This is a genomic window from Microvirga massiliensis (assembly GCF_001006805.1).
GTDB lineage: Bacteria > Pseudomonadota > Alphaproteobacteria > Rhizobiales > Beijerinckiaceae > Microvirga > Microvirga massiliensis.
Genome location: NZ_LN811350.1, coordinates 435,485 through 450,908, shown reverse-complemented (window position 1 = coordinate 450,908; position 15,424 = coordinate 435,485). Strand labels below are relative to the sequence as shown.

Annotated in this window: 11 protein-coding genes; 5 read left to right on the top strand and 6 right to left on the bottom strand. The window is 66.0% G+C overall.

Features of this window, described 5'->3' with window-relative positions; translation table 11 throughout:
• Positions 1 to 92: 92 nt before the first annotated feature.
• Both BN1233_RS02055 and BN1233_RS02050 read right to left on the bottom strand, forming a co-directional pair.
• Complete coding sequence (locus tag BN1233_RS02055) at positions 93 to 1,388, bottom strand: SAM-dependent methyltransferase (protein ID WP_046862379.1); 1,296 nt, start codon at positions 1,386 to 1,388, stop codon at positions 93 to 95.
• 106 nt (positions 1,389 to 1,494) lie between these two features.
• On the bottom strand, positions 1,495 to 1,725 hold the full coding sequence (locus BN1233_RS02050) for a DUF1674 domain-containing protein (protein WP_082145159.1): 231 nt from the start codon (positions 1,723 to 1,725) through the stop codon (positions 1,495 to 1,497).
• Between the two features lie 121 nt (positions 1,726 to 1,846).
• On the opposite strand from BN1233_RS02050, the gene htpX reads away from it, so the two are divergent.
• The 5 genes from htpX to BN1233_RS02025 all read left to right on the top strand — a co-directional run bounded on the left by htpX (position 1,847) and on the right by BN1233_RS02025 (position 8,225).
• Positions 1,847 to 2,770, top strand: coding sequence for a zinc metalloprotease HtpX (gene htpX, locus BN1233_RS02045; protein WP_046861807.1), 924 nt, complete (start codon positions 1,847 to 1,849; stop codon positions 2,768 to 2,770).
• Between the two features lie 66 nt (positions 2,771 to 2,836).
• The gene (locus BN1233_RS02040) at positions 2,837 to 4,102 is read left to right on the top strand and encodes an RsmB/NOP family class I SAM-dependent RNA methyltransferase (protein ID WP_342341633.1); all 1,266 of its coding nucleotides are present in this window, start codon (positions 2,837 to 2,839) and stop codon (positions 4,100 to 4,102) included.
• Between the two features lie 233 nt (positions 4,103 to 4,335).
• A complete protein-coding gene (locus BN1233_RS02035; RefSeq protein ID WP_074078240.1) occupies positions 4,336 to 6,102 on the top strand; it encodes a heparinase II/III family protein in 1,767 nt (588 codons plus the stop codon).
• 112 nt (positions 6,103 to 6,214) lie between these two features.
• On the top strand, positions 6,215 to 7,807 hold the full coding sequence (gene purH, locus BN1233_RS02030; protein ID WP_046861806.1) for a bifunctional phosphoribosylaminoimidazolecarboxamide formyltransferase/IMP cyclohydrolase: 1,593 nt from the start codon (positions 6,215 to 6,217) through the stop codon (positions 7,805 to 7,807).
• 97 nt (positions 7,808 to 7,904) lie between these two features.
• Positions 7,905 to 8,225, top strand: a complete 321-nt coding sequence (locus tag BN1233_RS02025) for a heavy metal-binding domain-containing protein (protein WP_046862375.1) — start codon at positions 7,905 to 7,907, stop codon at positions 8,223 to 8,225.
• A 201-nt stretch (positions 8,226 to 8,426) separates the two neighbouring features.
• On the opposite strand, the gene BN1233_RS02020 is transcribed toward BN1233_RS02025, so the two are convergent.
• The 4 genes from BN1233_RS02020 to BN1233_RS02005 form a co-directional block, all read right to left on the bottom strand.
• Positions 8,427 to 8,831 (bottom strand): type II toxin-antitoxin system VapC family toxin, encoded by a 405-nt coding sequence (locus tag BN1233_RS02020; RefSeq protein WP_046861805.1) that lies wholly within the window; start codon positions 8,829 to 8,831, stop codon positions 8,427 to 8,429.
• A complete protein-coding gene (locus BN1233_RS02015; RefSeq protein WP_046861804.1) occupies positions 8,828 to 9,058 on the bottom strand; it encodes an AbrB/MazE/SpoVT family DNA-binding domain-containing protein in 231 nt (76 codons plus the stop codon). Before BN1233_RS02015 ends, BN1233_RS02020 begins: the two co-directional genes overlap by 4 nt.
• 70 nt (positions 9,059 to 9,128) lie before the next feature.
• On the bottom strand, positions 9,129 to 10,544 hold the full coding sequence (locus BN1233_RS02010) for an MFS transporter (RefSeq protein WP_052763669.1): 1,416 nt from the start codon (positions 10,542 to 10,544) through the stop codon (positions 9,129 to 9,131).
• On the bottom strand, positions 10,544 to 15,373 hold the full coding sequence (locus BN1233_RS02005; protein ID WP_052763668.1) for an NAD-glutamate dehydrogenase: 4,830 nt from the start codon (positions 15,371 to 15,373) through the stop codon (positions 10,544 to 10,546). The genes BN1233_RS02010 and BN1233_RS02005 overlap by 1 nt, the downstream gene beginning before the upstream one ends.
• Positions 15,374 to 15,424 lie beyond the last annotated feature (51 nt).

The following is a 15,424-nucleotide window of genomic DNA, read 5'->3' as shown; positions in this document are numbered from 1 at the left end:
TCGAGGATCGGACGCTAGCTGCAAGCGACGCCTGTTCTGGCCGTCGCTTCCGGGGCGGCAGGGAACGCGCCGATGCGCGTCATCATCCAAGATCACGAAGCGTAGAGATCCGCTCGCGTCGGCGGGAGTCCCGAGGAGCCGCGTGCTCGCCGTGAGGCGAGCGTTTGAAAGATTCCGATCGTGCCGCGCTCGAAGCCGAGCGAAACGCCGGCGAGATAGAGGAGCCACAGGCGGGTCTTCTCGATGCCGACCTCGCGTTCGGCCTCGTCGCGTCTCGCGAACAGGCGCTCGCACCACAGGCGCGTCGTACGCGCATAGTGCTCGCGCCATCCCTCGACATCGTGCACTTCGAAACCATAGCGCTCGAGACTCGCGACCGAGCCGCCAATGTGATCGAGCTCGCTTCCCGGGAATACGTAGTTCACGATGGCCGCATATTCGGCGCGCTTCCTCCGGAAGCTCTTGCGTTTCGCGGGCCGCGTGATCGCATGATTGAGGAGCAAACCGCGCGGACGCAGGAGATCGCGCAACTTCGTGAAATACGCGCCGTGATTGTCGATTCCGACATGCTCGAACATCCCGATCGACGCGATCTTGTCGTAGGTGCCTTGCAGCTCGCGATAATCCTTCAGCTCGACGGTGACACGGTCCTCAAGACCCAGTCTCGCAATCTTCGCGCGCGCAAATTCGAACTGTGCTTCGCTCAGCGTGACTCCGTGCGCGCTGACGCCGTAACGCTGCGCCGCATGGCAGACGAGGCCGCCCCAGCCGCAGCCGATATCGAGGAAACGCTCGTCGGGGCGCAGCCGCAGCTTGCGGCAGATCATGTCGAGTTTCGCGACCTGCGCCTCCTCGAGACTCGCGTCCCAGTGCGGAAAATACGCGCAGGAATAGACCATCTCGGGATCGAGGAAGAGCGCGTAGAAGGCGTTCGACAGGTCGTAATGGAACTGCACGAGCGCCTTGTTGTCGCGACCCTGTCTGTCCTGCGCGTGCTGCGCGCCCGCATAGGCCTGCGAACGGCTCCTGTTTCCCCGGCCGGCGAACAGAAAGGGCCAGAGCGATTTCAGGACGAGCTTCTTGTCGAGGCTCCGGAATGCCCTCCGGTTGACCGTGCCGGCGCGGGCCGCGACGTCGAGGAGCGTGCCGCCCACGATATCGAAATCGCCCGCGGCGAGGAGGTCGACGAGGCTGGCGAGGCGCGGGCGCCGCAGGAGGCGGCCGATCGCACCGGGATCGTTGATTGCGAGGACGACATCGTCCGGAGCGTCCGGCGAGAGGCGGATCGTTTCACCGTTCCAGAGCCTGATCGCGACCGGCGCGGCAAGGACCTGTGCCGCATGTGTCAGAAGGCGTCGCGCCGCCTCGATCTGCTTGTCTTCGTGCATGGCGCCCTCTGGATGGACATGGGACCGGTCGGCCGCGACCCCGGCGGAGATCTGCACCAGCGGGCGAAATTCCGCAACGCAACCGAGCCGGCGCCGTTCCCCGGTGTCAGAAGTCGGTCGCGAGCCCCTTCACTTCCCAGTCCTCGTAGCGGACCGGCTCCAGGCCGCCGCGACCCTGGTGCTCCTTCGACTTGGCGATCTCGGCAGCCTTGGCGTCGATCTGCGCTCGTCGCGCTGCCGCCTCGTCGAGGGCGCGCCGTGCCGCCGGGGACAGCTCCTTGCCGGGCATGGTGCCGGAATCGGGAACGACCGAAGTGGATTTGCTGTTCTCGTTCATGGCCATGGGGATATCCGGTCGATGGCGCTCCGTCGAGCCCGTGGTGTTGGACCTTTGCGGTAACGCTCCCACATGTGGTCGAGCGAACGCTGGTTGCGTTCGTGACGAGGTGGACACCCCGATGAACATCATCAAGACCGGTCTCCTGCTAGCGGCGCTCACGGCGCTCTTCGGCGTGGCGGGCTATCTGCTTGGTGGAACGAACGGGATGCTGATCGCGCTCCTAATCGGCGCCGGGATGAACCTGTTCGCCTACTGGAACTCCGACAGGATGGCGCTCGCGGCCTATCATGCCGTCGAGGTCGATGAGAGCACCGCACCGGAACTCGTCCGCATGGTGCGGGATCTCGCGGCGCGGGCCGAGATTCCGATGCCGCGCGTCTACCTGATCGAGAATCCGCAGCCCAATGCCTTCGCGACCGGACGCAATCCGGAGAACGCAGCCGTCGCTGCGACGACGGGGATCCTGCGGTTGCTCAGCCGCGAGGAGCTCGCCGGGGTGCTCGCGCACGAAATCGCCCATATCAAGAATCGCGACACCCTCATCATGACGGTGAGCGCCACGATCGCCGGGGCGATTTCGACTCTCGCGCAATTCGGCTTCCTGTTCGGCGGCCGGGATGGCGAGCGGCCGAATCCGCTCGTGATGATCGGCACCATGATCCTGGCGCCCCTTGCCGCGATGATCATCCAGATGGCGATCAGCCGCACGCGGGAATACGACGCCGATCGCATGGGAGCGATGATCTGCGGGCAGCCCATGTGGCTCGCCTCGGCCCTGGCCAAGATCGCGGGCGGCGTCGCGCATGTTCCGAACCCGGACGCGGAGCGCCACCCGGCAACCGCTCCCATGTTCATCATCAATCCCCTCTCCGGGCATGGCATGGACAATCTCTTCTCCACCCATCCCGCGACGGAGAACCGGATCGCCGCCCTGCGCGAGCTTGCCGGCGAGATGGGGGCCCAGCCGCCGCACGCCTTCGATTCCGAGCCGCGTGGGGGAACGGGCCCCTGGGCGCGCAGCCAGCGCGGTCCGTGGGGCTGAATTTTGATCTCGACGCTAGTGACGGAGAGAACCTCGCCTGCCGGTCACGGTCTTGGAGCCCGGCGCGTGGCCTCGCGTGCCATTGCAGAAGTCCTTCGCCGCCGCATCGCGCTCGACGACGTGCTCGACGAGCTCACCCGGGCAGAGGACCTCGAGGCCCGCGACGGGGCCCTGGCCCGGGCGATCGCCGTCGTCGCCTTCCGGCGTTTCGGGACGATCCGGCAGGCCCTTGCCGATCGTCTCGAACGGGGCCTGCCAAAGGATATCGGCCTGTTTGCTCTCCTCGCCGCCGGAGCCGCGCAGGTTCTCTTCCTCGACGTGCCGGATCATGCCGCGGTCGACACCATGGTGAGGCTCGCCCGGGACGAGCCTGCCACGCGCCACGCCGCGGGCCTCGTCAATGCCGTTCTGCGCCGCCTCGTGCGCGAGCGGGAGGCGATCCTGTCTGCGGACGCGCCCTGGCTCGACGCGCCCGATTGGTTAAAGGAACGGTGGCTCGCCCATTATGGCGAGCAGGCCGTCGCGATCGCTGCCGCTCACAGGAGCGGCGCCACCGTCGATCTGACGCCGAAGGATCCGGCATCCGCCGCCTCCTGGGCGAGCGAGGTCGGCGGTACGCTCCTGCCGACCGGCAGCATCCGGCTGGCCGACCGGGCCTCAATCCGGGAACTTCCCGGCTTCTCGGAGGGAGCCTGGTGGGTGCAGGACGCGGCGGCGGCCTTGCCCGCGCGCATCCTGCAGCCTCGGGCCGGCGAGCGCATTGCGGACCTCTGCGCCGCTCCGGGAGGCAAGACGGCACAGCTCGCCGCGGCCGGAGCGGAGGTTCTTGCGGTCGACCGGTCCGCGAAGCGGCTCGATCGCCTTCGGGAGAACCTGCAGCGGCTCGGCCTCGAGGCCGAGACCATGACCGCAGATGCCCAGACCCTCACCACCGAGCCATTCGACGCCATCCTCCTCGATGCGCCGTGCTCCGCAACCGGCACCCTGCGGCGGCACCCGGATGCCGCTTGGACCAAGAGTGCCGTGGATCTCGACAAGCTGGTCGCGCTTCAGACCCGCCTCCTCGATACCGCGGCGCGCCTCGTGCGGCCGGGCGGGCGCCTCGTCTTCTGCACCTGCTCCCTCGAACCGGAGGAAGGAGAGCATCAGGCGGCGCGGTTTCTTGCGGCGTGGCCCGATTTTCGACGCATTCCGATCACGATTCAGGATGTCGGAGGGGAGAGCGGGTGGCTGACAACCAACGGCGACTTGCGAACCCTGCCCGTGAGCGTGCCGTCGGTGCCCGGTGGCGTGGACGGCTTTTTCGCCGCGCGGTTCGAGCGCGCATCCTGAGATAGAAGCAAACCGCCGGGGCGCGACCTCGCGGTGTTTCTTCGCATCCCGGTGACCAAAGATTAACCATTCGGCGACCTTCGCAGCCTATCCTGACACAATGCGAGTTCCCTACCGACCCTGCGGTCGATCCGCCCTGCATGAAACCTCGGAGCGCGGCGGCTCGGAGGTCATCGCAGTGCCGGCTCCTGGCGTGGGGCCATCCGGTAGAGTCGTCTCTCGAGCCTCGAGGAATGCGCGTGGACCGGAAGCGTGAGCACTGGCAGCTTTACGGGCTGGCGGCGCGCGAGGCTGGTCACGCCCTGCGGGGTGGGGCGGCCCGTGCGCTCGCGGCTTTGCGTCCGGGCTCGGGTCGGCCCAAGCGCTTGCTCCTCGCGCCGCAGGATCTTCGCACCGCGGATCCTACCGTCGCGGGCGATATCTATGCGGGACACTTCGTCTTTTCCGGGAGGGCCCTCTCGACGGGCGGGCGTTCGCCCTTCTCCTTCGACGCACCGTCCCGGGCCTGGGGCGAGGCTCTCTACGGCTTCGGCTGGCTCCGTCATCTCAGAGCCGCCGGTACCCCGCTCGCCCAGGCGAATGCGCGCTCCCTGGTCGATGAATTCATCAGCCGAAACGGCCGGGCACCGAAGCTGTCCGGCGAGATTCCCGTCCTGTCGCGTCGCCTGATCTCCTGGATCAGCCAATCGCCGCTGATCTTGGAAGGCGCTGACCACACCTTCTATCAGAGGTTCCTGCGCGCGATCGGGCGTGCCGTGAGAGATCTCCGCCACGCAGCAGGGACGCACCCGCTGCCCCAGCACCGGCTCGCCGCCGCCATCGGTCTCTGCTACGCCGGGCTGTGCTGCGAGGGACTCGACTCCGATCTCCGCCACGGCACCCGGATGCTCTCCCGCGAGCTGGATCGGCAGATCCTTCCGGATGGTGGCCATATCAGCCGCAATCCGCAGTCGCTCGTGGACCTCCTCTTCGATCTCCTGCCGCTTCGCCAGATCTTTGCGAGCCGGCAGCTCGATATTCCCGAGGCGCTTCTTCGTGCCGTCGATCGCATGCTGCCGATGCTGCGCCTGTTCCGCCATGGAGACGGCACCCTCACGCACATGAACGGGATGGGGACCACCGTTGCGGGCCATGTCGCGACGCTCCTGACCTACGACGACATGCGCAGCCGGCCGATCCATCAGGCACCGCATTCCGGATATCAAAGGCTCGAGGCCGGACGCACGCTCGTCATCGCGGATGTGGGACCGGCGCCGCCCGTGAGCCTCTCCGCCTGCGCAGGCGCGGGCTGCCTTTCCTTCGAGTTCTCGAGCGGCGCGCAGCGGATCATCATCAATTGCGGCCTGCCCCGCACGGCTGGGAAGGACGTCGTCCGGATCGCGCGTTCGACGCCGGCGCACTCCACGGCCTCGGTGCAGAGGGCCTCTTCCTGTCGCTTCCTCGACCGGAACGGCCCCTGGCTGGATCGGTTGCTGGCCGGCTGGCTCATCGATCGGCTCGGGCCGGTGGTGCTCAGTGGCCCTCACGCCATTGCGGCGGAACGCAACGATCGCGACCAGATCCTGAGTCTCGACGCGAGCCATGACGGGTATCGGACGCGCTACGGTCTCCGTCACGAGCGTCGCTGGCAGCTGTCGGGCGACGGGCGCCGTCTCGAAGGGGAGGACGGCTTCGTCCCGGAGGCGCCGCTGGCCGAGGATCTCGAGGCAGAGATCCGCTTCCACCTTGCACCCGGCGTGCGGGCCACCCTTGCCGAGCGGAGCAGCGTCATCACGTTGATCCTGCCCAATCGTGAGGCTTGGCAGTTCGAGGCGGCGCTGGAGCCGCAGATCGAGGACAGCGTGTTCTTCTCCGCCACGGAAGGGCCGCGCCGAACCCGGCAGATCGTGCTGACTCTTCGGCCCGCGGTGACGCCTTCGGTGCGCTGGCGCTTCGAGCGGCTAGACCGAGCCCCGGAGGCAATTGCCCCGGACAGCGCGCGGATTCCGGAACTCCTCTGAGCCAGCTCCAAGGGGAACCGACGCCCGCTTGCAGTCGAAGGAGGCCGTTTCGCGATCGGAACATCCGTGATAGTGCCCGGCTTTTCCTTGATTAAGGCTGCGGAGCCCCGCCATGCCGAGTGATCTCAAGCGCATCGGGCGCGCTCTACTGTCCGTGTCGGATAAGGACGGACTTGTGGATTTCGCGCGGGTCCTCGCCGCCCGCGATGTCGAACTCATCTCGACGGGCGGGACCCGCAAGGCCCTCGTCGACGCCGGTCTCACCGTACGCGACGTCAGCGACGTCACGGGCTATCCCGAGATGATGGATGGCCGCGTGAAGACGCTGCATCCGGGCGTGCATGGCGGCCTCCTCGCGATCCGGGGTAATCCCGAACACCAAGCTGCGATGCTCGCCCATGGCATCGGGCTCATCGATCTCCTCGTGGTCAATCTCTACCCCTTCGAGGCGACGGTGGCCGCCGGCGAGCCCTTCGAGGCCTGTATCGAGAACATCGATATCGGCGGCCCGGCCATGATCAGGGCCGCCGCCAAGAACCATCGCGATGTCGCCGTGGTCGTAGACCCGCAGGACTATGTCGCAGTGCTCGAGGATCTCGAGACGCACGACGGCTCGATCACCCATACTTTGCGCCGCAGCCTCGCGCAGAAGGCTTATGCGCGGACGGCCGCCTACGATGCTGCGATTTCCAACTGGCTCGCCGGCGAGATCGGCGAGGCGACCCCGGCCTATCGAGCGCTCGGCGGCGTGCTCGCGGAGCCGATGCGCTACGGTGAGAACCCGCACCAGCGTGCCGCATTCTACCGGACGCCGGACCGCCGCCCCGGCGTGGCCACCGCGCGTCAGGTCCAGGGCAAGCAGCTCTCCTACAACAACATCAACGACACCGATGCGGCCTTCGAATGCGTCGGAGAGTTCGACCCGGCGCGCACGGCCGCCGTCGTGATCGTAAAGCATGCCAATCCATGCGGCGTCGCGGAGGGCGACGACCTGATCACGGCCTATGAGCGGGCCCTTGCGTGCGATCCCGTCTCGGCCTTCGGGGGCATCGTCGCTCTCAACCGGACGCTCGATGCGCAAGCGGCGCGCAAGATCGTCGAGATTTTCACGGAAGTGATCATCGCGCCGGATGCGACCGAGGAGGCGATCGCGATCGTCGGCACGAAGAAGAATCTGCGCCTTCTTCTGGCCGGTGGATTGCCGGATCCGCGCCAGACCGGGTTCACCGTGAGGACCGTGGCTGGAGGGTTCCTTACGCAGAGCCGCGACAATGCCGTTGTCGACGACATGGAGCTCAAGGTCGTCACGCAGCGGGCACCGACCGACCAGGAGCTCGAGGATCTGCGCTTCGCGTTCCGGGTCGCGAAACACGTGAAGTCGAACGCGATCGTCTATGCCAAGGAACGCGCCACCGTCGGGATCGGCGCGGGCCAGATGAGCCGCGTCGATTCCTCGCGCATCGCTGCCTGGAAAGCGGCCGAGGCTGCCCGCCAGGCCGGGCTCTCCGAGAGCCTCGCCAAGGGTTCGGTCGTCGCGTCCGATGCCTTCTTTCCGTTTGCGGACGGATTGCTCGCCGCTGCAGAAGCCGGTGCGACGGCGGTGATCCAGCCGGGCGGCTCCATGCGCGATGCCGAGGTGATCCGCGCCGCCGACGAGGCTGGCCTCGCGATGGTGTTCACCGGCCACCGGCATTTCCGGCATTGAGGCTTGTGTTCGCAAACGTCGGCGGCGCCCTCACCGATCTGGACAGATGCGACGCGAGCACCATCTCGCTTGCGTCGAACGCTGCGAGGAGCCGTCCATGATCGTCACCACGACGCCATCCATCGAAGGCAAGCGGATCGTTGCCTATCACGGCATCGTCTCCGGTGAGGCGATCCTGGGAGCCAACGTGTTTCGCGATCTTCTCGCCTCCGTGCGCGATTTCCTCGGCGGCCGCTCGGGCGCCTATGAGCGCGTTCTGCGCGACAGCCGCAACGCGGCGATCGAGGACATGGTCTCCGAAGCGCAGAGGCTCGGGGCCAATGCGATTGTCGGCGTCGATCTCGACTATGGCGCTGTCGGCCAGGGTGAGAGCATGCTCATGGTGACCGCGGCCGGAACGGCCGTCACGGTTTCCTGAGGCCGATCAGGTTGGCTTGGACACTTCACTGACGAGAAACAACTCGGCCGTGCAGACGTCAATATCGGTGCTGACGCGATCATTGTCGTGTCAGTCTCATAAGGCGAGCGACTCCCGAGAGAGTTCTTCTCTCTACTCTGAGAGGCGCCATGAACTTGGATCAGGATCCGTGCCGTAGCTCGCGGCCTGACAGGGAGCCATTTAGGACTCGGGCGCGATCAGTCTCAGCGACGGAAAATAAGTTCGGTAGCGGCCAACGTCACGCGTGATCAGCGGCAGTTCGCTGACGGCAGCATGAGCACCGATGAAGAAATCCGGTAGCACACCGGTGCGCGATCCACCTGATTTGCGATATTGAGTAAACACCCTTCCAGCGAGGAACAGAGCCGCTCTTGGTATCGGAACGATTTCAAGACCAGCCTCGTCGAGAAATGCGTCGAGATCTTCGATCCGACTATAGCGGACTGAAAGCTCCGCATAGACGACGTCGTTGATCTGCAACGGCCCGTTCAGTGAGGCGGCTTCGAGCTTCGCAATCGACCAGTCTGCCCAGTTCGGATCATTGGTGACGAGATCGAGCAGAACGTTGGTGTCGACCAGAGTCACGTTTCTCCGCGCGTCAGCGCCATGATCGTGTCAGTGTCAAGCCCTTCGCCGGCATGGCCACGGAGCTTGGCAAACCGGCTTGCTGGCCGTTTAGCGTCCGCACGCGTGAGCACCACGGTGCCGTCGGCGGCGCGGCGGAACTCCACCTCGCTACCGGGAACGATTCCCAAAAAATCGCGCACGGATTTGGGAATGGTGACTTGGCCTTTTGCGGTTACGGTTGCCATTCTTGCGTCAGGTAAGGACTCCCCTCGGAAAGGTATTACCCAAGGATAATGGATGCAAGTTTGTCTATTATCAGACGCGGCGCACGCCCGCGATCAGCGTCAGGCCGGCCGCGAAGAACAGGATGAGCACGGCCGGGGCTGCGGCCTGGGTCTCGAAGACGTCCGTCGCGAGCGCCACGCAGAGCGGCGCCAGGAAGGACGTGACCTTTCCGGACAGCGCCAGCAGGCCGAAATAGCGCCCGGCCTCCGATGCCGGGACGAGCCGCGCGAGAAAGGTCCGCGATGAGGCCTGGAGCGGGCCGGCGACCGCACCGATGACGAGCCCGAGGGCCACGAAGACCTGCTCGGGGATGGTCGCGAACAGGCCATCCTGGGGGACACGTGCCGGTGTCGCGATCCCGAACAGGACATGATCGCGGCCGAGCGAGAGCACGCCGAGGCACACGAGAGCGAGCGTGACGATCGCGCAGACAATGACCGCCTTGGCGCCGAAGCGGTCGTCGAGGCGCCCGCCGATGAGCGCACCGATCGTCCCGGTGATCGTGAGAAGAATCCCGAACAGCCCGAGTTCCACCGCCGTCCAGCCGAAAACGCCCGCGCCATAAATGCCGCCGAATGCGAACAGCGCGACCAGCGCATCCTGGTAGACCATGTTGGCGGCGAGGAAGCGCACGAGATCCGGACGTTGCCGGGCTTCGCGAAGCGTGCTCCGGAGCTGCACCAGTCCCTGCCTGACGGATTCCCGCATGGGACGGCCGCGACGCGGCGCGTCGGGCGTGAAGAGAAGAAGCGGCCACACGAAGGCGATGAACCACAGGGCCGAGAACGGACCGGCGGCGCGATCTCCCTCGTGCACCATCGGATCGAGTCCGAACAGGGGGTCGATGCCGAAATAGGTCTTGCCCGACGGCGTCGCGGCCAGAAAGCCCAGAACGACGACGAGCGAGACGAGACCGCCGGCATAGCCCATCGCCCATCCCGCACCCGACAGGCGGCCGAGACGCTCCGGTGGCACGAGCATCGGCATCATCGCATTGTTGAAGACCGTCGCGATCTCGACCGACACCGTCCCGATCGCGAAGGCGACGAGCGCCAACCCGATCGCATAACTGGCGCCCGGCTCCGCGAACCAGAGCGCCGCGGAGGAGACGACGAGCAGCACCCCGCAGGCCACGATCCAGGGCTTGCGCGGCCCGCTCGCATCGGCGATCGAGCCGAGGACCGGCGAGAGAAAGCCAAGAGTCAGCCCTGCGAACGCGGTCGCGTAACCCCACAGGCTCTGGCCGGTAACGGGATCCGGCGCGAGGGATGCCGCGAAGTAAGGCGCGAAGACGAAGGTCGTCACCAGCGTGAAGAAGGGCTGGCACGCCCAGTCGAACAGGATCCAGCCCAGAATGGCGCGGCGCGGCACTGCAGCCGGCGCAATGGCATGCGCGGACGCGAGAGATCGCTCCCGCAGCTCGGATGACGCTTCGACCGTTTGCATCAGATCCGCGTCAGGTCACCCAGAAGGTTCGCCGCAACGCTCGCTTTCGAGACCGTCAAGCCGGATGCTGCGATGCTCTCGACCGCCGTCCGGATCCGGTTCACCTCGGCGCTCCGTTCTTCGCTCCACGCCCGTACGGCCTCAGCGCCTTGCAGGCCGGTAGCCATGGCTTCGCTCGTGAGAGCCCGGTGCGACGTGGCGATTCCGTCGATGGCGCGTTCGAGGGCCAGGCGGTCGTAATGCTCGATCGTGGGCGCCTCGCGTGCGGCGCTGATGAGCGCACCGAGACGGAACGCGGCTTCGACTGCGAAATGGGTGGCCCCGACGTCGAGAACATCATGCCCGGTTCTGTCGGTGACCAGGACGATGTCGGGAACGGCCATGAGATCGGGAATCGCGGCGATCCGCTCCGCAAGATGTTGAGGCACGCCTTGATCGGTCAGCACCTTCGTCCGCTGTTCCCAGATAGCCCGTGCCTCCGGGGAGAGGATGCGCGGAAGATTGCGCTCGATCTCCGAGACGCCGCCACGATACCGCGAGACGATCCGCTCGAGCGGCTTGGTGAGGTCGACGTGGCGGATGAACCAGACGGTGCGGCTCATCGCGAGATCCTGGAGATCGGCATACAGGCGAAGCTGCAGAGCTCCGGCAATGCGGCCATCGAGGGCATCGACGGCTGCATTCAGCTCGATCAGGTCGAACGTATCGCGCGTCGCCGTATAGGCCGCAGCGATCGTCGGGCCGTCGGCGCCGGTCTGATCGGCGAGGCGCGGCACGACCGCGGGTCCGCCGCGATTGATGATCGCATTTGCGAGTTGCGTCGCGATGATCTCGCGCCGCAGCCGGTGGTTGCCGATCGCTTCCGGAAAGCGTTCACGCAACTCCGTCGGAAAGTAGCGATCGAGTTCCTTTCCAAGATACGGATCGTCCGGAACGGGGCTCTCGAGCAGTTCGTCGTGGAGGGAGAGTTTTGCATAAGCCAGCAACACGGCGAGTTCCGGCCGCGTGAGGGTCTTGCCGGTACGAACCCGTTCCGCGAGCGTTGCTTCACCCGGAAGCTGTTCGACACTTCGGTCGAGGCGACCGGCCCGCTCGAGATTCTGCATGAGGCGGCTGGCGAAGCCGAGCTCCGCATTTCCGCGCCGTTCGGCCAGCGAGAGCGCGAGCGTCTGCAGGTAGTTGTTGCGCAGGACGAGCGCCGCGACCTCGTCCGTCATGTCGACGAGGAGCGCATCGCGCGCTGTAGGATCGAGTCGGCCCGCGCGTTCGGGCGGAGCAAGGGCTATCTTGATATTCACCTCGAGGTCGGAGGTGTTCACGCCTGCCGAATTGTCGATCGCATCCGTGTTCAACCGGACGCCGTTCAGGGCCGCCTCGATCCGCCCGCGCTGGGTGCACCCGAGATTAGCGCCCTCACCGACGACCTTGGCGCGCAGCTCGGCTCCGGTGACGCGAATGGCATCGTTCGCGCGATCGCCGACCTGGTCATCCGTCTCGGAGGACGCGCGTACATAGGTCCCAATTCCACCGAACCAGAGGAGGTCGACGGGGGCCTTGAGGATTGCGCTCATTACCTCGGCCGGCGTTGCTTCCGCCCGGTCGAGCCCGAGCACGGCCTGTACTTGAGGCGAGAGCTGAATCGACTTCGCCTGCCGGGAGAACACACCACCACCGGCGGAGATCAGAGCGCGATCGTAATCCTGCCAGCTCGATCGGGGCAGATCGAACAGGCGTTCTCGCTCCCGGAACGAGGCCTCCGGATCCGGATCGGGATCCAGGAAGATGTCACGATGATCGAAAGCCGCCACGAGCTTGACGGCCCGCGACTGCAGCATGCCGTTCCCGAAGACGTCGCCGGACATATCTCCGATTCCCGCGACCGTCACCGGCATCGTTTGGACATCGATATCCATTTCCCGGAAATGGCGTTTCACCGCGACCCAGGCGCCGCGGGCGGTGATGCCCATCTTCTTGTGGTCGTAGCCGTGGCTCCCGCCGGACGCGAATGCATCCCCGAGCCAGAAGCCCTTTTCCGCGGAGAGCGCATTCGCGATGTCCGAGAACGTCGCGGTCCCCTTGTCGGCGGCAACGACGAGGTATGGATCGTCGCCATCATGGCGAACGGTATCGACCGGCGGCACGATCGTATCGCCTTCGATATCGTCGGTGAGCTGCAGCAGCGTGCGAATGAAGATCTTGTAGCTTTCCTGGCCTTCCGCGAGCCAGGCTTGCCGATCACTCGGAGGCGGCAGCTGCTTCGGAACGAAGCCGCCTTTCGCACCGACCGGGACGATCACGGCATTCTTGACCTGCTGCGCCTTGACGAGCCCGAGCACTTCGGTGCGAAAATCCTGCGGGCGATCGGACCACCGCAATCCGCCGCGCGCGACTTTTCCGAAGCGCATGTGCACGCCTTCGACGCGCGGCGAATACACGAAGATCTCGTAGAGAGGACGCGGGAGCGGAAGCGCATCTACCCGCGCGCACTCGAATTTGAAGGCGATGGTCTGCCGCGGCAGACCACTCGGGTCGATCTGGAAGAAATTCGTACGGACTGCCGCTTCTACGAGATTGGCGAAGCGTCTGAGAATGCGATCGTCGTCGAGGCTCGTGACCGTCGCGAGATCCTGCTCCAGCTCGCGTCGCAGGCGTGCCTCGTTGTCGGATCTCCCGGAGGCATCCTCCCGGGGATCGAACCGTGCATAGAACAGTTCGATGATCTTGTGGGTGATCCTGGCGTGGCGCGCCAATGTCTCGGCGAGGTATTCCTGAGCAAAGGCGATCCGGGCCTGGCGCAGATAACGTGCGAGCGCTCGCACCATCGCGACGTCGCGCCAGCCGAGCCCCGCCTCGAGCACGAGACGGTTGAAGCCGTCGGATTCCGCCAGTCCTCTGAACAGCGCGAGGAGCGCGGCCTCGATCGGCCCCTGGATTTCGGCGATCGCGATCGGCCCGCCCACGGCTCGTTCGAGCGTCATATCGTGCAGCCAGATCCGGTCGGCATCCGTGGCTCCTGCCGGCACCACCCGGTAGGTTCTCTCGTTCACCACGCGGAAGCCGAGATTCTCCAGAAGCGGAACCCGGACCGAGAGCGGCAGCGCAGCGCCGCGCGAGAAGACCTTCAGGTTGACGCGCGTCTCATCATCACCCTCGCGCCGGTAGAGGTCGACCGCGCGCGGGCGCGCGTCCGAGAGTTGCTCGAGAATGAGAATGTCGCCGATCGCGTGCCGGGCATCGAAGGCCTCGCGGTAAGCAGCCGTGAAAGCGCCGGCATAGGACTGGGCGAGGGCGCGCGCCCGTGCTTCGCCGATCCCGGACATGAGCTCATCCCGGAGCGCATCGCCCCATGTCCGGGCGATCGCCCCGATGCCACGTTCGAGCGTCTGCTCGTCGATCTGCGGAATGGGCCCGCCATCGCGGCCGATGATGAAATGCGTGCGCGCCAGCGGCCCTTCGGGATAGGCGGGATAGGCCGCAGAAACGCGGCCGCCATAGACCCGGGCCAGAAAATCTCCGACCCGGCGCCGGATCTGGCTGTCGTAGTGATCTTTCGGGATGAAGACGAGAACGGAGACGAAGCGTTCGAATTCGTCCGGCCGGGCGAGGGCCCGCACGCGCGGGCGCTCCGACAGATTCAGAATCGCGAGCGCGAAGCGGTAAAGAGTCTCGTCATCGACCTGGAAGAGCTCGTCGCGCGGGTAACTCTCTGCGACATTGCGCAGTGCGCGGCCCGCATAGCTCGCCGGATCGAAGCCCGCGCGGGCGAGAAGCTTCGCGACCTTGTGCCGGAGATAAGGCACCTCCGCGGTGGTGTTCGTGTAGGCGCTCGCGGTGAACAGGCCCACGAGACGCAGTTCGCCTTCCAGCACGCCTCGGGCATTGAAATTCTTGATCCCGATATAGTCGAGGTGCGCACGCCGGTGGACGCGTGACTTCACGTTCGCCTTCGTGATGAAGAGCGCATGCCGGCGAGCCAGAAAGGCGCGCACTTCCGGTGTCATGACGACGAGTTCGCGGCCGCGCCGGAGAACTTTCACGGAAGGGTCACGCAGGAGGCCGAGGCCGGATCCCTCGATCGGATCGGCTGCGGTATCGCCGGCCGGGAGGCGATACTCGCGAAGCCCCAGGAACGTGAAGTTGTCGTTTGCCAGCCAGTCCAGGAAGGCGATCGCTTCCGCGACCTCGTCGGCGGGAAGCGGAGGCGGAGAGCGGCGGTATTCGACGACGATCTCGGCGATCCGTGCCCTCATCCGCGCCCAATCCGCGACCGCGACGGCGACATCCGCATAGACCTGCCGGAGACCTTCGATCAGACGGCGACGGGCCTCCTCATCGTCGACCCGGTCGAGATGGATATGGATGAAACTCTCGCGGCGGGAGGAACCCTGCATCTGGGCCGTCGCGTCGCCCCCGAGCCGGACGAGATGCCCGGACGAATCGCGCTCGACCTCCAGGATCGGATGCGCGACCAGAACGGGTTCGTAACCCTGGTCGACGATCTCCGCGAGCGTTGAATCGAGGAGGAACGGCATGTTGTCGTTCACGACCTCGACGATGGTGAGCTCGCGCGTCCGTCCATGACGTTCGATGTCGAGATCCAGGAGCTGGATGTCCGCACCCGGCGACGGGCGTTCCTTCAGGTGCTCGAAGGCGTGATGTGCGAGATCTGCGAGCGTAGCAGGGCTATATGCTGCGAGATCTTCCGCAGGCACCCGCCCGAACAGATCCCGCACGAAATCGCGTGGCGTATCCGTGGATGCCGCTTCGATTTCCGTCATGACCCCCGCATTCGCGGATTCGCCATACGTCGTGACTTCGTCGCTGACCATGTCTTCCCCTGTGCGGCCAGCACCGCCCTCCGGCGGCGCCGGAACCCTTTC